This is a genomic window from Streptomyces sp. NPDC002176 (assembly GCF_044903645.1).
Taxonomy (GTDB): domain Bacteria; phylum Actinomycetota; class Actinomycetes; order Streptomycetales; family Streptomycetaceae; genus Streptomyces.
Genome location: NZ_JBJDQW010000001.1, coordinates 322,458 through 341,339, shown reverse-complemented (window position 1 = coordinate 341,339; position 18,882 = coordinate 322,458). Strand labels below are relative to the sequence as shown.

Below are 18,882 nucleotides of genomic sequence, written 5' to 3'. Positions count from 1 at the left end.
CCCACACAACGAAGTTGGCAAATGGAATTGAACGCGCCGAGCCGAACGCCCGTACCTGTAGCCAGCCGGCACCCCCCATCGAACTGCCCGACAGCGGCAGACCCCCGTACCCAGGAGGTCGAGAAGTTGAGTCACAAGCGCATGCCCAAGAGGAAGGCCGCGATAGCGGTGGGCGGTGTAGCGGCGCTCGGAGCCGCGGCCCTGCTGCTGCCCAACGCCATGGCCTCCCAGGACAACTCCCAGGACCAGGGGGCGGCCGCGGCGGGCACCGCGAGGACCCTCAAGACCACCGACGCGAGCACGCTCGCCGCCCAGTTGAAGCAGTCCCTCGGCGGCCAGTTCGCCGGTGCCTACTACGACAGCGCCAGGAAGCAGCTCGTCGTCAACGCGGTCGGTGACGGTGCCGCCGTCGCACGTGCGAAGAGTGCGGGCGCCGTCGTACGGCAGGTGGAGAACAGCACCGCCGACCTTCAGTCCGCCGCGAAGACGCTGCGGACCAAGGCGTCCATCCCCGGTACCGCCTGGGCCGTCGACCCGCGCACCAACAAGGTGATCGTCAGCGCCGACTCCACGGTGACCGGCGCCAAGTGGGACCGGCTGGAGTCCACCGTCGACGGTCTCGGCTCCGGCACGGCCACGCTGAAGAAGACCGGCGGCACCTTCAAGACCTTCGTCTCCGGCGGCGACGCGATCTTCTCCCAGGTGCAGGGCGGCAACGTCCGCTGCTCCCTGGGCTTCAACGTCACCGCCGCCGACGGCAGCCCCGCCTTCCTCACCGCCGGGCACTGCGGGGTCGCGGCCAAGCAGTGGTCCGACTCCGAGACCGGCCAGCCGATCGCCACCGTCGACCAGGCCACCTTCCCCGGCGAGGGCGACTTCTCGCTCGTCAAGTACGACGACCCGGCGACCCAGGCGCCCAGCGAGGTCGACGCGGGCAACGGGCAGACCGTGGCGATCACCCAGGCCGCCGAGGCCACCGTCGGCTCCACCGTGTTCCGCATGGGCTCCACCACCGGACTGCACGACGGCCAGGTCACCGGCCTCGACGCCACCGTCAACTTCCAGAGCGAGACCGACCCGAACGGCGTCGACACCGTCACCGGACTCATCCAGACCGACGTGTGCGCCGAGCCCGGCGACAGCGGCGGCTCGCTGTTCACCCAGGAGGGCGCGGCGATCGGCCTGACCTCCGGCGGCAGCGGCGACTGCACCAGCGGCGGCGAGACCTTCTTCCAGCCGGTCACCGCCGCCCTCGCGGCCACGGGCGCCACCCTCGGCGACACGGGTGCGGGTGCCGGTGCCGGTGCGGGTGCCGGTGACGACCAGGCGGGCGCCGGTGACGAAGCCGGTGCGGGCGACCAGGCGGGCGGCGACCAGGCCGGTGCGGGTGCGGACGACCAAGCCGGTGCCGGTGCCGGTGCCGGTGCGGGCGCGGGTGCCGACGACCAGGCCGGTGCGGGCGCGGGTGCCGGTGCCGACGACCAGGCGGGCGCGGGCGCCGGTGCCGCCGAGGAGAAGGGCACCAAGCACCACCACCGCAACGGTCAGCGCGGCGGGACCTCGTCCCTCACCGGCTCCAACTGACCCACCGCGGCTCCGCTGAGCCGCACTCCAGCCCCCCGCCCGGCCGCACGAGGGTGCCGGGCGGGGACGGTCCGGCCCTCCGGCGGGAGGGCCGGACCATCTGTGTACCGGGGCTCATCTCCCGTCCCGCGCCCGGAGCAGCAGCATCGCCACGTCGTCCACCCGCTCCCGGTCGGCCGTGCCGTGCCGGACCAGCGCGTCCGCCACTTCCTCCAGCGGCCCGTCGCCCGCCTCGGAGAACAGCGCGCCCAGGTCGATCAGCGCGTCCTCGATGTCCACCCCGGGCGATTCCACGAGTCCGTCCGTATAGAGGGCGAGCACCGAGCCCGGCGCCAGCGTCACGTCCGTCGTCGGGTACGCCGCCTCCGAGTCGATGCCGAGCAACGGGCCCCCGGCCAGGTCCAGCACCCGTACCCGGCCGTCCGGACGCCTGAGCAGCGGCGGCGGATGCCCGGCCCGCGCCATCACGGCCCGGCCGTGCGCCGGGTCGAGGCGGAGATAGAGGCAGCTGGCGAACAGTTCGGTGCCGAGGTCGATCAGCAGCCGGTTGATGCTGCTCATCACCTCGCCCGGCGCCTGCCCCACCGCGCTGAACGCGCGGACACCGGTACGGATCTGGCCCATCAGCGCGGCCGCCGTCACGTTGTGCCCCTGGACGTCGCCGATCACGGCGGACGCCCGCGGCCGGGTCGGCACCAGGTCGTAGAAGTCGCCGCCGATGTCCATGCCCCGCGTCGCCGGGAGATAGCGCGCGGCCGCCTCGATGCCGGGCGGCGGGGTCAGCGAGTGCGGCAGCAGCGCCTCCTGGAGCCCGTGCGCCAGCCGGTGCTTGGCGTCGTACAGCAGCGTCCGCTCCAGCGCCTGGGCGATCAGCCCGCCGAGGCTGGTCAGCACCGCCCGCTCCTCGGCGGGGAAGGAGTGCGGCTCCGCGTACGCCAGCACACATGTCCCCACCTGGCGCCCGGACGCGATCAGCGGCAGGAAGGCCCAGGCCGCGAAGCCGTCACGGGTCTCGCGCCGGACGGGATACAGCCGTTCCAGATGCTCCATCGACTCGAAGAACGCGGGCACCCCACTGCTCAGCGCCTGGGTGCCCGGAGTCCGTTCGCTCAGCGGCATGCCGTCGAACCACCCGGCCACCCGCTCGTCCGGATAGCCCCGGTGTCCGAGCACCCGCATCCGCCCCTCCTCGGCGGCGAGCAGCATCAGCGCATGGCTGCCGACCGCCGGTCCCACCTCGCCCGCGACCAGCTGGACCAGGTCGTCCACCGCCACCGCCTCGGTCAGCGCCCCCGTCAGGCTCAGCAGCCGGGAGATCGTCACCAGCCGGTGCGGCCGCGCCCCGGCGGGCCCGTTCGCGGGCTCCGTCAGCACCCGGACCCGGGTGATGCGCACGCTCAGCCCGGTGCTGCCCGGATAGAGCCGGAAGGACAGCCAGTGGCCGGGCGGCCGCAGCGCCACGAACGAGGTCGGGCGGCGGCTGATCAGCGCGGCCCGGTAACGGTCCTCGTACAGCGGGTCGTTGAGCCACGGCACCGACACCCAGGGCAGCGTGCCCAGCAGTTCGGCGGCGGGGCGGCCGAGGAGTTCGGCGGCGGCCGCGTTGACATGGCCGATCCGGCCGTACAGGTCCAGCGACACCAGCCCGTACGGCAGCCGGGCCACCATCCGCGCCGCCTCCACCGGGCCCAGGGTGTCCGCGACGGCCGCGTCCGGCGCCGCCACCAGATCGCGCTCGGGGCCCAGCGTGCGGTTCTCGGCCGTGGCCCGCTCCAGCAGCCGGGTCAGCCGCTCGCACCCCGCCGCCAGCAGCGTCCGCTCCCGCTCGGACAGCTCCGGGCCGTGCCCGGCCGGCCAGGTCACGAACACCGAGCCGTGCACGGTGTCCTCCGTCGCCAGCGGCAGCGCCGCCAGCGCGAACGGGTACGGCAGCACCACCGCGATGCGCGGGAACCGGCGCGCCATCTCCTCCCCGCCCGCGACCCACACCGGCCGCCGCTGCCGCACGGCCTCCGCGACCGGGATCGGCGCGCTCACCCCGACCCGCTCCCAGGGCGCCGCGAACGCCCGCGGCAGGCCCGCCATCACCGCCATCTCCAGCACCGGCACATCCGGCCGCAGCAGGTAGACCGCGCCGGAGTGCGCGCCCACGTCCTCCATCATCGCGGTCAGGGCGACCGAGAGCAGGGGGCGCCCGGCCCCCGAGGGCTCCCGCGCGGGGTCCGGCGTGTCGGACACGCCGACCACCTCCTCGTACGGCCCCTCGCGCCCTGGCCTGCGGGCGAGTCCCGGATCTGGGGAGTCGTCCGAGTACCCCGTCCGGACACGGCTCATGCCGGGCACGGAAAAGGCGGGTGCGTGCCCCTTCAGGGCTTTTACGGCGATCGCGAGGTAGGGAAAAACCGCGCGTGGTCGGTGCACAGGGGCTGCGCCGCGCGCCCGCACGCGCTGTAATGGCCAACGTGGCGAGTGAGGGTGCTGCGGTGCGCAGGACGGGAGCCGGGCGGGCCGAGCACGTCCTCGCCACACTCATGGCCGCACCCGCCTCCCCGGACCGGCTCCGCCGCGTCCTGGAACAGGCGCTCGTCCTCGCCGGGGCCGCGTTCGCCGGGGTGTACGTCCCCGGCGACGACCCCGCCGTGCTGCGGCTCGCCGAGTCCGCCGGTCTGCCCCGCACGCTCTACGGGCTGCGCGACGGCTACCCCGCCGACAGCGGCGCGCCGGTCGCCGAGGCGAGCCGCACCGGCCGCCCCCACTGGCTCGGCCCGGACGAGCTGGCCGACCGCGCCGAGTCCCGCCGTACCCCGTCCCCGGACTTCTCCCTGGCCGTGCTGCCGCTCGCCGGGCCCGGCAGCGGGTGCCTGCTCGCGGTCGCGGAACGGCCCGGCGGCTTCGACCCCGGCGAACGCGCCACGCTGGAACTGATCTCCCGCGCCATCGCCGTCCCCGAGTCCGGCCCGGCCGACTCCCGCGAACCCGCCGCCGACGCCTTCAGCCTCGCCATGGACACCGGACGGGTCGAGGTCGGCGACGAGATCCTGCGGCTGTTCGGCATCGCGCGCGACGACTTCGACGGCAAGGTGGAGACGCTGCTCGGGCTCACCGTGCCCGAGGACCTGCCCGCGCTGATGTCCGTGGTCGAACCCGACCACATGTCCCTCGACTCCCTCGCCGAACGCGAGCTGGAGTTCCGCGTCCGCCAGCCCTCCGGCGTACCCCGCTGGCTCCGGCTGCGCGGCCGCACGGTGGCCGGTGGCGAAGGGCGTCCCGCCCGGCTCGTCGGCACCGTCGCGGACGCCACCAAGCTGCGCTCCGATGTCACCGACGTGGCCCGCGTCCAGCGCCTCGCCGCCGACCTCGCCACCGCGGGTACCGTCAAGGACGTCGGCCAGGCCGTCGTCGACGCCCTGCGCAAACCCCTGCGCGCCGACCGCATCGCCCTGGCCGAACTGGAGAACGACCGGCTCGTCGTCACCGTCCTCGACCCGCCGGAACCCGAGGCGTGGCCCGAACTCTGGCGGGCCGAGTGGCGCGGCGAATGGCCTGACGCGCCCGTGCGCGCCATGCCCGCCCTCGCCGCCGCGCTGAGCGACGGCCGCGCCCACGTCTGGCCCGCGGGCTCCGTCCTGGAGCCCGGCCTCGCCGGAGTCGGACCCGGCGGGCTCGCCGTGCTGCCGCTGCCCGCGGGCGGCCGGATGGCCGGGGCCTGCCTGATCGGCTGGGACCGCCCGCACGAGTTCGCCCCCGACGAACGCGCCCTGCTCACCGCCTGCGCCGCCCTCGCCGGACAGGCCCTGCGCCGCGCCCACGCCTTCGACGCCGAGCACGAACTCGTCGGCATGCTCCAGCGCACCCTGCTGCCCCGCCGACTGCCCCGCCTCCCCGGCGCCAAGGCGGTGGCCCGCTATCTGCCCGCCACCGAGGGGCTGGAGGTCGGCGGCGACTGGTACGACGTGATCCCGCTCGCCGACAACCACGTGGCCTTCGTCATCGGCGACGTCCAGGGCCACAACGCGGGCGCCGCCACCCTCATGGGCCAGATGCGCACCGCCCTGCGCGCCTACGCCGCCGAGGGCCACCCGCCCGACGTGGTCGCCGCCCACGCCAACCGGCTGCTGCTGGACATGGAGAGCGACCTCTTCGCCACCTGTGTGTACGTCGACATCGACATGGAGCAGGGCACCGCGCTGTGCGTACGCGCCGGGCATCCGCAGCCGGTGCTGCGCCACCCCGACGGCAGCACCGAGATCGTGCAGGCCGAGGGTGGACCGCCGCTCGGGGTGCTCACCCGTGCGGAGTATCCGATGACCCCGCTGAGACTGAAGCCCGGCACGGTCCTCGCGCTCACCACCGACGGCCTGGTCGAATCCACCGGCACCGACCTCGACACCGGCATGGACCGGCTCGCCCGCGACCTCGCCGCCGCCGACCCCGCCCACCTCGGCCGGGCCGCCGACGCCCTGCTAGCGGGCGCCCACCGGGGTGACGACGTGGCCCTGCTGCTGGTGCGCTACGACGGCATGGCCGTACGCCCGCGGCGCGAGAGCTGGAGCGTGTGGCGGGTCCCGGAGGCGGTCCGGCACGCCCGCCGCTTCGTCCGCCGCACCCTGCGGGTCTGGGAGCTGCCGAGGGACACCGCCGACACCGCGCTGCTGATCGTGTCCGAGCTGGTCACCAACGCCCTCGTGCACACCGAGGGGCAGGTACGGCTCGACCTGAGCCTGGTCGGCGACCGGCTGCGCATCGCGGTGACCGACTCCTCGCCGCGCGGCCCCCTCAAACCGACCAGCGTCGGCTGGGAGGCCACCGGCGGCCGGGGCATCCTGCTGGTCGAGGCGGTCTCCAGCGCCTGGGGCACCGTCCCGGTCAGCGGCGGCAAACAGGTCTGGGCGGAGCTGATGACGGACGAGGCGTGAGGGACGGGTGGGGGATGAGCGACCTTGACGAGGCGGGCGACGGCGCGGCGGAACGGACCCCGGCGAACGGCGCGGACGGCGGCCCCGAGTGGCGCGTTCGCCCCGCGTGCCTAGGGTCGGTTGGTGTGGCACACACCTTCGAAGAACTGGTCCAGAAGCAGCGCGCGGCCGCCGCGGCCCACGCCATGGTGGACGAGCTGCGGGACACCTACGGGCCCCCGGCCGAGCGGGCGATGACCGGCGCGCAGTCCGGGACGTACGAGACCGCCCTGCGCGCCTGGCGTGACCTGGCCCGCGACGCGCAGACCGCGCTGAGCGACTACGCCCGCGAGACCGGGCGGGCCCGCGCCGAGGTCGAGGCCGAGGTCGAACGGGCGGCGGCCGCCGGGGACTGACCGGACGACCGTGATGGAACGGCCCGGCACCCGTGTGGGTTCCGGGCCGCCCTGGCACGCTCAGGCGTGGGTCTTGGCCAGCAGGTCCAGGATCTCCGCCGTCGTACCGCTCTCACCGAGGCGGGGGAAGATCCGCTCGACGCTGTTGGTGTGCGCGTCGGCGTCGGCGTCGGACATGGCGTCCGTGGCCAGGGTGACGTGGTATCCGGCCGCGTACGCGTCACGGGCGGTGGACTCGACGCCGATGCTGGTGGCGATGCCGGTCAGCACGATCTGGGTGACGCCCCGGCGGCGCAGCTGCACCTCCAGGTCGGTGCCGAACAGGGCGCTCCAGTTGTGCTTGGTGACCAGGACGTCACCGGCGTGCCCGGTCAGCTCGTCCACGACCACGTCCCAGCCCTCCGGGAAGGACAGGCCGCGCGCCTGACGCTCGGTACGGCCGGGCACGGCGTCCGCGCCGTCGGCGGCGAAGGACACCCGGACCAGCACCACCGGCAGGTCACGGGCGCGGAAGGCGTCGGCCAGCTCGGCGCTGCGGGCCACCACGTCGGCGGCGGAGTGCGGCTGGACGGGCATCGCGGTGATCCCGGCCTGGAGGTCGATCACGACGAGGGCGGTACGGGGGTCGAGCGTGGTGACGGACATGCGGGGGCCTTTCGAAAAGGGTGGGGGATGGGGGAGGGGCCCGGTGTTCAGGGGCGGGACAGCCGTTCCAGCAGCTCCAGCGCGGTCAGCACCGTCTCCCGCTCCTCCTCGGTGAACTGGTCCTGGAAGGCGCGGGCCAGCCACTCCTCGCGCAGCTGCCGGTTGCCCTCCACCCGGGCCCGGCCCGCCTCGGTGAGCGTGACCAGCTGACGGCGGCCGTCGTCCGGGTCGGGGGCGCGGCGGATCAGCCCGTGGCCGTCCAGCGCGGCGAGCGTGGCCGCCATGGACTGCGGCCGTACGCCCTCCGCCGCCGCGAGGGCGCTCGCCGTGGCCGCGCCGTGCTTGCCGACCAGGGAGAGCGCGGACTCCTGCGGCGGCGTGAGATCGGCGTCCCGCGCCACCTCACGGATGCGGCGCCGCAGCCTGCTGAACACCACGCGGAGATCGCGTGCCGCGCGGGCGGCCGAGCCGGAGATGTGGACCATGCCCGCCACCGTAGGGAGCGTCAGCCCAGCCTGTCCAGTTGAGACTGTTCAGTTTTACCTGTCCATTGCGCTTCCCTACGCTGGGACCGTGCGCCTCCTCCTGATGTCCGACACCCACCTCCCGAAGCGGGCCAAGCGGCTCCCGGACCGCCTGCTCGCCGAACTCCCGCACGCGGACGTGGTGTTCCACGCCGGGGACTGGGTGGACACCGCCACCCTCGACCTGCTGGAGTCCCGGAGCCGCCGCCTGATCGGCGTGTACGGCAACAACGACGGCCCCGACCTGCGCGCCCGCCTCCCCGAGGTGGCGTACGCCGAGCTGGGCGGCCTGCGCTTCGGCGTGGTCCACGAGACCGGCCAGGCCACCGGCCGCGAGGCCCGCTGCGCCGCCCGCTTCCCCGACCTGGACGTCCTGGTCTTCGGGCACAGCCACATCCCCTGGGACACCACCGCCCCCGGCGGCCTCCGCCTGCTCAACCCCGGCTCCCCGACCGACCGCCGACGCCAGCCGCATTGCACGTACCTGACCGCCACCGTGGCGGACGGCGCCCTGACCGACGTCACCACGCACACCCTGCCGTAGCCCCCCCCCGCGTCGACGCGCGCGATCGGAGTACGGCTGGTCTGCTGGAGCGAGGGCCCTCGCGGGCTTTCGTGACGTTCTCCGGAGAGGCGTATGAGTACCTATCGAGTGGCGCAGGTGACGGAACCCGGCGGCGGCTTCGAGCTGGTCGAGCGGGAGGTGCGGCGGCCGGGCCCCGGCCATGTGCGGATCGCCGTGGAGGCGTGCGGGATCTGCCACAGCGACGCCATGTTCGTCGAGGGCGGACTGCCCGGCATCTCCTTCCCCGAGGTCCCCGGACACGAGATCGCCGGGCGGATCGCCGAGCTGGGCGAGGGCACGGCGGAGCGGGACTGGAAGGTCGGCGACCGGGTCGCGGTCGGCTGGTTCGGCGGCAGCTGCGGCTGGTGCAAGCCCTGCCGCGAGGGCGACTTCATCACCTGCGTCCGCCTCCAGGTGCCCGGCTGGGCCTACGACGGCGGCTTCGCCGAGCAGGTGATCGTCCCCGTCGACGCGCTCGCCCGCATCCCCGAGGGCCTCGACGCCGCCGACGCCGGGCCCATGGCCTGCGCGGGCGTCACCACCTTCAACGCCCTGCGGCACACCGACGCCCGGCCCGGCGGCGACCTGGTCGCCGTCCTCGGGATCGGCGGGCTCGGCCACCTCGGCGTGCAGTACGCGGCCGCCATGGGCTTCGAGACCGTGGCCATCGCACGCGGCGCCGAGAAGGCCGACTTCGCGCGCGAACTGGGCGCGCACCACTACATCGACAGCACCGCGGGGACCCCCGTCGCCGAGGCGCTCCAGGCGCTCGGCGGCGCCAAGGTGGTACTGGCCACCGCCGGAAACTCCGGTGCCATGTCGGCCACCGTGGACGGCCTCGCCCCGCGCGGCCAGCTCGTCGTCATCGGCGCCACCATGGAGCCGCTCGACATCAGCCCGGTCCAGCTCCTGATGGTCGGCCGCGAGGTCAAGGGCCACCCCTCCGGCACCTCCCAGGACGTGCAGGACACCATGGAGTTCAGCGCGCTGCACGGCATCCGCCCGATGAGCGAGTCCGTGCCGCTGGACGACGTCGACTCGGCCTTCCAGAAGATGCTCGCGGGCAAGGCCCGCTTCCGGATGGTCCTCACCACCTGATCCGCTCAGCGCCGAGCCGAGAAGGTCCAGGTCAGCCGGGAGCCGACCTGGACCGCGCGAGCCTCGCGCCTACTCGTCCCATGCCTGGATGATGATCTGGTCGGAGATCCGGCCGTCGCGCAGTGTGACCATCGACTCGGCGTACACCTTGTTGCCGTCGGGGTACTGGCACGACTCGGTGAACGCCGCGTGGTCGCCGTCGATGACGCACTGGTCGAGCCGGTGGATCATCTCGCGGCTGTAGATGTCGGCGAGCATCTCCTCGATCTCGCCCCGGCCGCGCAGCACCTTGGGGTGGCTCGGCTGGTCGGCGTGGTCGATGACGCGGATCTGCGCGTCGTCCTCGTACAGCGCGAGCAGACCCTCTCCGGAGTCCGCCTCGATGGCCTCGCGCAACGCCTCGGTGGTGAAGGCGGAGTCCTGCTTGCTGCCCATGGTGACCTCCTCGGTACGCCCGCGGCCCGGCGGGCGGCGGGCCGCAGGGGCCCACATCCGAGACTCCTCCGCCCCGGCGGACACGGCAAACGCAAGCGAACGGGTCCGCCTGTCGGGTGAGCGACGGCCACCGCCCGTGTCCGGCGACGGGGTACGGGCGTTGCTCAAGGCATGATCTCAACACGACGCATCGTCGCCGCCGTCGGTCTGGCCGTCGGTGTCACGGGCCTTGCCGTACCCATGGCGAACGCGGCCGACGCGACCGCACCGGCGGGCGGCCAGCTCAACCCGATGACCGTGCTGGACGACGCCGCCGTCAGCGAACTCCCGCCCCAGGCCCAGAGCCAGGTCCCGCGCGTCGGCGAGCAGTTGCGCGGCCTGAACCAGGTGAGCGAGCTGAACCGGCTCAACGAACTGCACCAGGTCACCGACCTCGCCGCCCCCGTCACCGGACTGCTCCCCGGCCTCTAGGCCGGGTCGGCGCGCCAGATCTGAACAGCCTTACTCAGGAGGGCCGTCCGTGACCGGGCGGCCCTCTCCCCTGCTCGGAAAACCCGCTGGTCCACGCCCTCGCGGAGCCCTCCCGGCGGCCCCCGGTGGCGTAGGGTCGGGACGATAGGAACACCGACGGAAAGGGGCCTGACCATGGCGCAGGAAGTACGCGGCGTCGTCGCACCGGGGAAGGACGAGCCGGTACGGATCGAGACCATCGTGATCCCCGATCCGGGCCCGGGCGAGGTCGTCGTCGACATCCAGGCGTGCGGTGTCTGCCACACCGATCTGCACTACAAGCAGGGCGGCATCTCCGACGACTACCCCTTCCTGCTCGGCCATGAGGCCGCCGGTGTCGTGGAGTCGGTGGGGGAGGGCGTCACCGAGGTGGCGCCCGGTGACTTCGTGATCCTCAACTGGCGTGCGGTGTGCGGCAATTGCCGGGCCTGTCTGCGTGGCCGCCCCTGGTACTGCTTCAACACCCACAACGCGAAGCAGAAGATGACCCTCGCCTCCACCGGCCAGGAACTCACCCCCGCGCTCGGTATCGGCGCCTTCGCCGACAAGACGCTCGTCGCGGCGGGCCAGTGCACCAAGGTCGACCCGTCCGTCTCCCCGGCCGTGGCCGGACTGCTCGGCTGCGGTGTGATGGCGGGCATCGGCGCGGCCATCAACACCGGCGCCGTCGGCCGCGGTGACTCCGTCGCCGTCATCGGCTGCGGCGGTGTCGGGGACGCGGCCATCGCCGGAGCGGCGCTGGCCGGGGCCGCGAAGATCATCGCCGTCGACATCGACGACCGCAAGCTGGAGACCGCGCGCACGCTGGGCGCCACCGACACGGTCAACTCCAAGGAGACCGACCCGGTCGAGGCGATCCGCGAACTCACCGGAGGCTTCGGCGCCGACGTGGTGATCGACGCCGTCGGCCGCCCGGAGACCTACCGGCAGGCGTTCTACGCCCGCGACCTGGCCGGCACCGTCGTCCTCGTCGGCGTGCCCACGCCCGAGATGAAGCTCGAACTGCCCCTGCTGGACGTGTTCGGCCGCGGCGGCTCCCTCAAGTCCTCCTGGTACGGCGACTGTCTGCCCTCGCGGGACTTCCCGATGCTGATCGACCTGCACCTCCAGGGGCGCCTGCCGCTGGACGCGTTCGTCACCGAGACCATCCAACTGGACGAGGTGGAGCAGGCGTTCGAGCGGATGCACCACGGCGACGTGCTGCGCTCGGTGGTGGAGTTCTGATGACCGCCCGTATCGAACGCCTCGTCACCTCCGGCCAGTTCACCCTCGACGGGGGCAGCTGGGACGTCGACAACAACGTGTGGATCGTCGGCGACGACCACGAGGCCGTCGTCATCGACCCGGCCCACGACGCCGACGCCATCCTCGCGGCCGTCGGAGACCGCAGGCTCACCGCGATCGTGTGCACCCACGCGCACAACGACCACGTCAACGCGGCCCCCGCCCTCGCCGACCGCACCGGCGCCCCCATCTGGCTCCACCCGGACGACCTGCCGCTGTGGCAGCTCACCCACCCCGACCGCGAGCCCGACGAGCATCTGGTCGACGGCCAGGTCCTGGAGGCCGCCGGAGCCGACCTGACCGTGCTGCACACCCCCGGCCACGCCCCCGGCGCCGTCTGCCTCTACGACCCCGGTCTCGGCGCGGTGTTCAGCGGCGACACCCTCTTCCAGGGCGGCCCCGGCGCCACCGGGCGCTCGTACTCGCACTTCCCGACGATCATCGACTCGATCCGCGACCGGCTGCTCAGCCTCCCCCCGGAGACCAAGGTGCTCACCGGCCACGGCGACCCGACGACGATCGGCGAGGAGTCGGGCCACCTCCAGGAGTGGATCGAGCGCGGCCACTGAGCCGTGCGACCCGATAGGGGACCGCCGCGGCCGAACAGCCTCTGTCGCGGCGGTCTTCGCTGCCCTACCGTCGGCCCATGACCGATCTCACCCACCGCTTCACGGGCCACGGCGCCCTCGTCACGGGCGCGGGCCGGGGCATCGGCGCGGCCGTCGCCCGGCGTCTCGCCCAGGAGGGCGCCCAGGTCCTGGTGACCGACCAGGACGCACCCGAGGCGGAACGCGTCGCCGCCGAGCTGTGCCGACAGGGGCTCACCGCGGCGGCGTGGAAGTGCGACGTGGCCGACCGGACCTCGGTGGAGGCGGCCGTCGCCCACGCGGTCGGGACGTTCGGCTCGCTGGACGTGCTGGTGAACTGCGCCGCCCACTGCTCCCCGGACGGCCCGGCGTTCGAGGACGACCCGGACGACTCCTGGGCCCGTGATCTCGACATCACCCTCGGTGGCGTCCGGCGCTGCAGCCAGGCCGCGCTGCCCCACCTCGCCGCCTCCGGACGCGGCGCCATCGTCAGCATCGGCTCGGTCAACGGCCTGATGGACTTCGGCAACCACGCCTACAGCGCCGCCAAGGCCGGTCTCGGCTCCCTCACCCGCACCCTCGCCGGGCACGCGGCCGCCCGCGGGGTGCGGGTGAACCTGGTCGCGCCGGGCACCGTGCGCACCTCCGCCTGGGAGGGGCGGGACGACGACCTGGACGCCGTGCGCGACTGCTATCCGCTCGGCCGGGTCGGCGAGCCCGAGGACATCGCGGCGGCCGTCGCCTTCCTCGCCTCCCGCGACGCCGCCTGGATCACCGGCACCACCCTCGTCGTCGACGGCGGCCTGACCTCGGTGCACACCGGGTTCCGGACCGCGCTGGACGGGGGCCGCACCGGGCCGGGGTAAAGTTCACCGTTTCGTCACAGCATGCCGGAAACACAACCATCCGGCCGATGAGCCGGTCTAGTAGGCCGAAGCCTCGGAACGCACGAGGCGACCGCCCGGGGGAGGTCCCCGGGACCCGCAGGGGAGAAGGGATGGGGCCGACCATGGGCGACATACGCAGACGGGGAGCCGTCGCACTCGGGGTCGGCGCGCTGGTCGCGCCGCTCACCATCGCCGCCACCGCCACTCCGGCCCAGGCCGCGAGCTGCACCACCACGGCGGGCCCGTACCAGAAGCAGGTCGAGCGGTTCCTCGGCCGTACGGTGGACGGCAAGCAGTCCTCGGGGGACTGCTCGGCCATCCGCAGCTTCCAGAACAAGCACGGCATCACCCCGAACATCGGCTACGCAGGGCCGGTCACCTGGGGTGTGATGGACCTCATGAACCGGCAGAAGGCCGTGGGGAAGAACCCCAACAAGGACGGCAAGTGCCCGGTGAACAAGGGCCGCATCGCCTGCGTGAACCTCACCCTCCAGCTCAGCTGGGTCCAGGACGGCAAGAAGCTGATCTACGGCCCCGTCCCGGTGCGCACCGGCCGCGACAAGTACGAGACCCGCACCGGCCTGAAGAAGGTCTACTGGCGTGACATCGACCACGTCTCCAACCTCTACGACGTGCCGATGCCCTACAGCCAGTTCTTCGACGGCGGGCAGGCGTTCCACTCCGTGGGTCTCAGCATGTGGAACCCGCCGGGCTCCCACGGCTGCGTGAACATGACCACCAAGGACGCGAAGAAGTACTGGTCACTGCTGAAGAACGGCGACGACGTCTTCGTCTACGGCCGCAAGCCCGGCACCTGAGCCCGACCCGCGCGCGGACGGGCGGGGCGAGCGGTGAAGTCGAACTCGCCCTTCCGCGCTGCTTCTTGACGTGATGAGCAACACGGTCCGAAATGCCCGAATAGCACGTACTTATTCACGCTGCCTTCACGGGGACCGGCATATGCTTCACACCATGTCCACCACTGCTGAAGCCTCCTGCGGGCGTTCGGCCGCGGAGGTCAACGAGGAGATCCGGGCCCTGTGGCGCCGGTCGGGTGGCATCCTGACCAGCGAGCAGCGCACGGAGTACCAACGCCTCGTGATGGAGTGGGCCGCCGCGGCCCCCATGCCGCGCCGCTCGGTCTGACCGGACCCCGCAGCCACCGTCGTACCGCCGAGAGGGCACCCATGACCGGGTGCCCTCCTTGCCGTGCCGTCCTTGTCGTGCCCGCCGGGGGCCGGGGTCAGCCCCAGGTCGCGGAGTAGTACCGCTGGTACGCCTTGCGGTCCTGCTCGGCGCGGATGTACCGGGTGGCGATCAGCGCGATGACGCTGCCCGCGATCACCAGCAGTCCGGGGCCGACGTTCCGGGGGTCGGTGAGCCGGGCCAGCAGCGTCTCCCCCTCGACCCCGGTCACCGGCGCCGAGAAGCCGGGCTGGGCCGCGCTCGGCGTCATGCCGCTCTGCCCGGCCTCGGTCGCGGGGGTGGGGGCGGCGCTCTGGGCGGCGCCCGGGGACGGGGTGGCGGTGATGAGCCGGACGTTCAGCGCGGCGAGCGCCTTGGTCACCGGCTGGAAGAACGTCGTACCCCCGGTGGTGCAGTCGCCGTTGCCGCCCGAGGTGATGCCCAGCGCGATGCCCTCGGAGAACATCGGGCCGCCGCTGTCGCCGGGTTCGGCGCACACATTGGTCTGGATCAGCCCGGTGACCGTGCCCTCGGGGTAGTTCACGGTGGCGTTGAGTGCGGTCACCTGGCCGTCGCGCAGCCCGCTGGTGCTGCCGCTGCGGAACACCCGCTGGCCCACCGCCGCGTCGGCCGCCCCGGTGATCCGCACCCCCTTGCCGCCGCCGACCGCGACCACGTCGGCACCCTCCCCGGCCTTGCCGGTGTCGTACTGGACGAGGGAGAAGTCACCGCCGGGGAAGCTGCTGTTGACCGTCGCGCCCAGTTGCCGGGTGCCCTGGCCGTCGGCGAACCAGATGGAGCCGGTCGGCCCGCAGTGCCCGGCCGTGAGGATGAACTCCCGTTGCCCGTCGGTCACGTTGAACCCCGCCGAGCAGCGGCCGCCGGTCGACAGGATCGGCTGGGCGCCGTTGAGGCGAGTGGTGAACCTGCCCTCGGTCCGCTGCATGGTCACGAAGTTCCCGATGCGTGAGGCGACCTGGGTCATCCTCGTCCAGTCGCCGGACGACACCGTACGGTCCCCGCTCACCACGATCCGGTTGGTGCGGTAGTCCACCGCCCACGCGGTGCCGGTCACACGGGGCGCCGAACGCAGCGCTCCGGTGGCCGACTTGAGTTCGTTCATGCTGTGCCCGACGACCTTCGCCTGCGCCCCCGCATGGCGCACCTCGGCCGCCGCCCGTTCGTCGGTCACCGCGACGACCGGACGGCCCTCGGCGTCCACCCAGTTGCCCGCCGAGCGGGCCGTGCCGAGCTTCGCCGCGAGTGCCGCGCCCTTGTCCCCGGCCGTACCGGCCGCGCTGAACGTCGTCGCGGGCGCGGCCGGGGTCTCGCTCGCCATGGCCGCCTGCGCGACCATCCCTCCTCCCAGGAGGAGTCCGCCGACCGCCGCCAGCCGTGTCACTCGCCGGACGACCCGCCGTCGTGCGTGCCTCATGCCAGACTCCCGAACCCCGAGCGCGCGCCGCCCGTACCGGCGGCACGGGGCCCTCCGGTCATGAGCGCCCCCCGTCAGTACGGGGCCGGGGCCGGGAGTGTTCACCGGACGGCATGATTCCGCCCGGTCGGCGGGGTCAGTTCTTGCGGGCCACCCCGCCGAACATGGCGACCTCCTCGGGCTCGGTGTCTCCGGTCTCCTCGGGGCGCCAGCGCGAGCAGGACACCACGCCCGGCTCCAGCAGCTCCAGACCGTCGAAGAAGCGGGTCACGTCCTCGGGGGTGCGCTGGGTGAGCTTCGGGGTGCCGTGCTCGTTCCAGAACTTCACCGCGTCGTCTACGTCCGGCATCGAGGGGCTGGTGACGGTGTGCGACAGCACCAGGTGGCTGCCCGCGGGCAGCCGCTCCAGCAGCTGCCGGACCAGGCGGTACGGGTCCTCGTCGTCGCCGATGAAGATGACCACGCCGAGCAGCATCAGGGCCACCGGCCGGCTGAAGTCCAGGGTCTTCGCGGCGTGTTCGAAGATCGCGTCGACGTTGCGCAGATCCTCGTCCAGATAGTCGGTACGGCCCTCGGGGGTGCTGGTGAGCAGGGCGCGGGCGTGCGTGAGGACCAGCGGGTCGTTGTCGACGTAGACGACCCGCGTCTCCGGGGCCAGGCTCTGCGCGACCTCGTGCGTGTTGTCGGCGGTGGGCAGGCCGGTGCCGATGTCCAGGAACTGCCGTATGCCGACCTCGCCGACCAGATGACGCACGGCACGGCCCAGGAAGAGACGGTCGTGGCGGGCGTACTCCCCGATGCCGGGGTGCAGTTGGCGGATCTGGTCGCCTGCCGCGCGGTCGACCTCGTAGTTGTCCTTGCCGCCGAGCCAGTAGTTCCAGATCCGGGCGGTGTGCGGCTGGCCGGTGTTGATGCGGGCGCGCAGCGACACGGCCACGTCGTTGGTGGCGGCCGGGTTGTCGGTCACGGGGGTCAGCTCCTGGGGTGCCTGATGCGAGAGGTACCGGTCAAGACGCAATCTAGACGCCGGAGTTGATCCTCGCCTCAGGTCCGCGGCATTGGGGGGTGTCGGCCGGGGTCCGCAGCGGCCCGCCTCGTAGACTCGGGGCATGGACGACGCGCTTGTGTCCCGGCTCGGCTCGGGCAAGTATCTGCTGGTCACCAGCTACCGCAAGGACGGCACCCCGGTGGCCACCCCGGTCTGGGTCGTGCCCGACGGCGACGCCCTCGGCGTCTGGACGGCCGCCGACAGCTACAAGGTCAAGCGCGTCCGCCGCCGCGCCGACGTCCTCGTGGGCCCCTGCGACATGCGCGGCCGCCCCACCGGCGCCCCGCACCCCGCGCAGGCTGAGATCGCCGACCCCACCACCACGGCCCGCTACCGCACCCTGATCGCCCGCAAGTACGGCATCCTCGGCCGCCTCACCTTGCTGGGCAGCAGACTCCGGCGGGGGACAGAGGGCACGGTGGGGATTCGGGTGACGTTCCCGGCCTAGTCGGCTGACCGCCTCAGGTCCACGCCCGGCACGTCTCGTCCAGGAGTTGGAAAACCGGTTCGCCGCGTACCGGGTCCTTGGCCGTGGACAGGCGGACTCGGTCGCCGCTGTGGATGCCGACCGGGGGGCCCATGACGCGGCCGCGTACGACGAAGCCCTCGGCCAGTTCGACCAGGGAGACGTTGCGGGCGGCGGGGGTGTTGCGGTGGACGATCGTGGAGTGGCGGATCGTGCCGATGCCCTCGCTGCGCTCGGTGCGCAGGTCGCTGCCCTGGCAGACCGGACAGAGGAGGCGGTGGTACATCGCGGTGCCGCACCAGCCGCAGCGCTGGTACTCGATGGAGTCGGCGGGGCGCTCGGTGAGGAGGCCGGCCGAGCCTGCCACCGGCTGGGCCGTTCCGCTTGAGTGGTGGTACACGCTCGTCAACTCCCTGCACTGGGCCGGAATCCGCTCGTGCCCGATGCCGTGCCACCGTGCACGAGCGACAGCGTATGGCACTCAGTGTCACTCGTAAAGGCACTGCGTACCCTTATTTACGGGCTCTCGCACTGCGCCGCCTCGAACTGCCGGACCACCTCCCAGAGGGGAGCGTCCCGGCGGGCCACCAGGACCACCACGTCATCGGGGCGCGGCGACTCGGGCGGGAAGGGAGAGGGCGCTGGCCGGGTCGGGGTGTCGGCGAACGCCGTCTGGACGCAGCCCAGCGCGTGGTCCACGGCCGCCTCCGCGTCGCCCTTGCCGTCCGAACGCAGCCAGGAGCGCAGGGCGTTGTTGTGCGCGGCGACCACCGCGGCCGCGATCACGTCCGCCCGCAGCGTGCCGTCCGTACGGCCCGCGAACCGGCCGCGCAGATACGCGGCGAGCGCGCGCTCGTAGCGCCAGACGACCGACAGCTCGTACGCCCGCAGCCCCGGCACCCGGCGCGTCAGCCGGTAACGCTGCACCGAGAACGCCGGGTTCTCCGCGTACATCCGCAGCACCAGCCGTGCCGCGTCGCACACCCGCCGCACCGGCTCCTCGTCGCCCTCGCCCGCCGCGAGGAACGCGGTCATGTCGGCCAGGCAGCTCTCGTGGTCGGGGAAGACCACGTCCTCCTTGGAGGGGAAGTAGCGGAAGAACGACCGCCGTCCGACCTCCGCCAGCGCCACGATGTCGTCCACCGTGGTCTGCTCGTACCCGCGCTCCAGGAAGAGCTGGAAGGCGGCCGCCACCAGGGCATCGCGCATCGGCGGCTTCGCGGGCGGCGCCGCACTGCTGGTGCTCATGGACGGGAACGTAGCATCCGGGGCGCGTCTCTGGCACTGAGTGCAGCCGACAGGGCCTCAGGAGGGAACC

20 protein-coding genes are annotated in these 18,882 nt (G+C 73.1%); 12 read left to right on the top strand and 8 right to left on the bottom strand.

From position 1 onward, the window contains the following. The first annotated feature begins 141 nt into the window (after nt 1–141). Nucleotides 142–1,584, top strand: coding sequence for a S1 family peptidase (locus ACI2LY_RS01485; protein ID WP_404705295.1), 1,443 nt, complete (start codon nt 142–144; stop codon nt 1,582–1,584). A 114-nt stretch (nt 1,585–1,698) separates the two neighbouring features. On the opposite strand, the gene ACI2LY_RS01480 is transcribed toward ACI2LY_RS01485, so the two are convergent. Beyond that, the gene (locus ACI2LY_RS01480; RefSeq protein ID WP_404706460.1) at nt 1,699–3,831 is read right to left on the bottom strand and encodes a SpoIIE family protein phosphatase; all 2,133 of its coding nucleotides are present in this window, start codon (nt 3,829–3,831) and stop codon (nt 1,699–1,701) included. Nucleotides 3,832–4,037: 206 nt separating this feature from the next. Here ACI2LY_RS01480 and ACI2LY_RS01475 point away from each other — a divergent pair, with 206 nt between their 5' ends. Next, a complete protein-coding gene (locus ACI2LY_RS01475; protein ID WP_404706459.1) occupies nt 4,038–6,500 on the top strand; it encodes a SpoIIE family protein phosphatase in 2,463 nt (820 codons plus the stop codon). 125 nt (nt 6,501–6,625) lie between these two features. Continuing rightward, nucleotides 6,626–6,895: a hypothetical protein gene (locus tag ACI2LY_RS01470; protein ID WP_404706458.1), complete on the top strand. Its 270-nt coding sequence runs from the start codon at nt 6,626–6,628 to the stop codon at nt 6,893–6,895. 60 nt (nt 6,896–6,955) lie between these two features. On the opposite strand, the gene ACI2LY_RS01465 is transcribed toward ACI2LY_RS01470, so the two are convergent. After that, nucleotides 6,956–7,540, bottom strand: a complete 585-nt coding sequence (locus tag ACI2LY_RS01465) for a hydrolase (RefSeq protein ID WP_393914513.1) — start codon at nt 7,538–7,540, stop codon at nt 6,956–6,958. A 47-nt stretch (nt 7,541–7,587) separates the two neighbouring features. After that, nucleotides 7,588–8,025 (bottom strand): MarR family winged helix-turn-helix transcriptional regulator, encoded by a 438-nt coding sequence (locus ACI2LY_RS01460; RefSeq protein ID WP_404705294.1) that lies wholly within the window; start codon nt 8,023–8,025, stop codon nt 7,588–7,590. 88 nt (nt 8,026–8,113) lie between these two features. On the opposite strand from ACI2LY_RS01460, the gene ACI2LY_RS01455 reads away from it, so the two are divergent. Then, the gene (locus tag ACI2LY_RS01455; protein ID WP_401636054.1) at nt 8,114–8,608 is read left to right on the top strand and encodes a metallophosphoesterase family protein; all 495 of its coding nucleotides are present in this window, start codon (nt 8,114–8,116) and stop codon (nt 8,606–8,608) included. A 93-nt stretch (nt 8,609–8,701) separates the two neighbouring features. Next, nucleotides 8,702–9,727, top strand: a complete 1,026-nt coding sequence (locus ACI2LY_RS01450; RefSeq protein ID WP_404705293.1) for an alcohol dehydrogenase — start codon at nt 8,702–8,704, stop codon at nt 9,725–9,727. Between the two features lie 69 nt (nt 9,728–9,796). Here the strand turns inward: ACI2LY_RS01450 and ACI2LY_RS01445 are convergent, their stop codons facing one another. Further along, nucleotides 9,797–10,162 carry a nuclear transport factor 2 family protein gene (locus ACI2LY_RS01445; RefSeq protein WP_393599578.1) on the bottom strand — a complete coding sequence of 122 codons (366 nt, stop codon included), beginning with the start codon at nt 10,160–10,162 and terminating at the stop codon, nt 9,797–9,799. A 171-nt stretch (nt 10,163–10,333) separates the two neighbouring features. Here ACI2LY_RS01445 and ACI2LY_RS01440 point away from each other — a divergent pair, with 171 nt between their 5' ends. The 6 genes from ACI2LY_RS01440 to ACI2LY_RS01415 all read left to right on the top strand — a co-directional run bounded on the left by ACI2LY_RS01440 (nt 10,334) and on the right by ACI2LY_RS01415 (nt 14,576). After that, entirely contained in the window at nt 10,334–10,633 is a 300-nt protein-coding gene (locus ACI2LY_RS01440; RefSeq protein ID WP_401443886.1) for a hypothetical protein, read from the top strand. Between the two features lie 174 nt (nt 10,634–10,807). Beyond that, nucleotides 10,808–11,896, top strand: a complete 1,089-nt coding sequence (locus tag ACI2LY_RS01435; protein ID WP_393914510.1) for an S-(hydroxymethyl)mycothiol dehydrogenase — start codon at nt 10,808–10,810, stop codon at nt 11,894–11,896. After that, complete coding sequence (locus ACI2LY_RS01430; RefSeq protein WP_404705292.1) at nt 11,896–12,525, top strand: MBL fold metallo-hydrolase; 630 nt, start codon at nt 11,896–11,898, stop codon at nt 12,523–12,525. Before ACI2LY_RS01435 ends, ACI2LY_RS01430 begins: the two co-directional genes overlap by 1 nt. Nucleotides 12,526–12,602: 77 nt before the next feature. After that, nucleotides 12,603–13,409, top strand: coding sequence for an SDR family NAD(P)-dependent oxidoreductase (locus ACI2LY_RS01425; RefSeq protein ID WP_404705291.1), 807 nt, complete (start codon nt 12,603–12,605; stop codon nt 13,407–13,409). Nucleotides 13,410–13,552: 143 nt separating this feature from the next. Then, nucleotides 13,553–14,248 carry a L,D-transpeptidase family protein gene (locus ACI2LY_RS01420; RefSeq protein WP_404705290.1) on the top strand — a complete coding sequence of 232 codons (696 nt, stop codon included), beginning with the start codon at nt 13,553–13,555 and terminating at the stop codon, nt 14,246–14,248. A gap of 142 nt (nt 14,249–14,390) precedes the next feature. After that, nucleotides 14,391–14,576 (top strand): hypothetical protein, encoded by a 186-nt coding sequence (locus tag ACI2LY_RS01415; RefSeq protein WP_389000372.1) that lies wholly within the window; start codon nt 14,391–14,393, stop codon nt 14,574–14,576. Between the two features lie 97 nt (nt 14,577–14,673). Here ACI2LY_RS01415 and ACI2LY_RS01410 read toward each other — a convergent pair whose 3' ends face one another. Together ACI2LY_RS01410 and ACI2LY_RS01405 are read right to left on the bottom strand one after the other, a co-directional pair. After that, entirely contained in the window at nt 14,674–16,050 is a 1,377-nt protein-coding gene (locus ACI2LY_RS01410) for a S1 family peptidase (RefSeq protein WP_404705289.1), read from the bottom strand. A 136-nt stretch (nt 16,051–16,186) separates the two neighbouring features. After that, a complete protein-coding gene (locus ACI2LY_RS01405; RefSeq protein ID WP_404705288.1) occupies nt 16,187–17,017 on the bottom strand; it encodes an SAM-dependent methyltransferase in 831 nt (276 codons plus the stop codon). A gap of 142 nt (nt 17,018–17,159) precedes the next feature. On the opposite strand from ACI2LY_RS01405, the gene ACI2LY_RS01400 reads away from it, so the two are divergent. Further along, the gene (locus ACI2LY_RS01400; RefSeq protein ID WP_404705287.1) at nt 17,160–17,546 is read left to right on the top strand and encodes a PPOX class F420-dependent oxidoreductase; all 387 of its coding nucleotides are present in this window, start codon (nt 17,160–17,162) and stop codon (nt 17,544–17,546) included. 13 nt (nt 17,547–17,559) lie between these two features. On the opposite strand, the gene ACI2LY_RS01395 is transcribed toward ACI2LY_RS01400, so the two are convergent. Together ACI2LY_RS01395 and ACI2LY_RS01390 are read right to left on the bottom strand one after the other, a co-directional pair. Next, nucleotides 17,560–17,964, bottom strand: coding sequence for a Zn-ribbon domain-containing OB-fold protein (locus ACI2LY_RS01395; protein WP_404705286.1), 405 nt, complete (start codon nt 17,962–17,964; stop codon nt 17,560–17,562). A 116-nt stretch (nt 17,965–18,080) separates the two neighbouring features. Further along, a complete protein-coding gene (locus tag ACI2LY_RS01390) occupies nt 18,081–18,812 on the bottom strand; it encodes a TetR family transcriptional regulator (protein ID WP_404705285.1) in 732 nt (243 codons plus the stop codon). Nucleotides 18,813–18,882: the final 70 nt, after the last annotated feature.

What these genes read in the sequence shown, in the direction of transcription:
- ACI2LY_RS01400 (WP_404705287.1), top strand. Translation starts at nt 17,160, where the DNA reads ATGGACGACGCGCTTGTGTCCCGGCTCGGCTCGGGCAAGTATCTGCTG.
- ACI2LY_RS01440 (WP_401443886.1), top strand. Translation starts at nt 10,334, where the DNA reads ATGATCTCAACACGACGCATCGTCGCCGCCGTCGGTCTGGCCGTCGGT.
- ACI2LY_RS01435 (WP_393914510.1), top strand. Translation starts at nt 10,808, where the DNA reads ATGGCGCAGGAAGTACGCGGCGTCGTCGCACCGGGGAAGGACGAGCCG.
- ACI2LY_RS01460 (WP_404705294.1), bottom strand. Translation starts at nt 8,025, where the DNA reads ATGGTCCACATCTCCGGCTCGGCCGCCCGCGCGGCACGCGATCTCCGC.
- ACI2LY_RS01420 (WP_404705290.1), top strand. Translation starts at nt 13,553, where the DNA reads ATGGGCGACATACGCAGACGGGGAGCCGTCGCACTCGGGGTCGGCGCG.
- ACI2LY_RS01410 (WP_404705289.1), bottom strand. Translation starts at nt 16,050, where the DNA reads ATGAGGCACGCACGACGGCGGGTCGTCCGGCGAGTGACACGGCTGGCG.
- ACI2LY_RS01465 (WP_393914513.1), bottom strand. Translation starts at nt 7,540, where the DNA reads ATGTCCGTCACCACGCTCGACCCCCGTACCGCCCTCGTCGTGATCGAC.
- ACI2LY_RS01485 (WP_404705295.1), top strand. Translation starts at nt 142, where the DNA reads ATGCCCAAGAGGAAGGCCGCGATAGCGGTGGGCGGTGTAGCGGCGCTC.
- ACI2LY_RS01475 (WP_404706459.1), top strand. Translation starts at nt 4,038, where the DNA reads ATGGCCAACGTGGCGAGTGAGGGTGCTGCGGTGCGCAGGACGGGAGCC.
- ACI2LY_RS01390 (WP_404705285.1), bottom strand. Translation starts at nt 18,812, where the DNA reads ATGAGCACCAGCAGTGCGGCGCCGCCCGCGAAGCCGCCGATGCGCGAT.
- ACI2LY_RS01450 (WP_404705293.1), top strand. Translation starts at nt 8,702, where the DNA reads ATGAGTACCTATCGAGTGGCGCAGGTGACGGAACCCGGCGGCGGCTTC.
- ACI2LY_RS01425 (WP_404705291.1), top strand. Translation starts at nt 12,603, where the DNA reads ATGACCGATCTCACCCACCGCTTCACGGGCCACGGCGCCCTCGTCACG.
- ACI2LY_RS01430 (WP_404705292.1), top strand. Translation starts at nt 11,896, where the DNA reads ATGACCGCCCGTATCGAACGCCTCGTCACCTCCGGCCAGTTCACCCTC.
- ACI2LY_RS01445 (WP_393599578.1), bottom strand. Translation starts at nt 10,162, where the DNA reads ATGGGCAGCAAGCAGGACTCCGCCTTCACCACCGAGGCGTTGCGCGAG.
- ACI2LY_RS01415 (WP_389000372.1), top strand. Translation starts at nt 14,391, where the DNA reads ATGCTTCACACCATGTCCACCACTGCTGAAGCCTCCTGCGGGCGTTCG.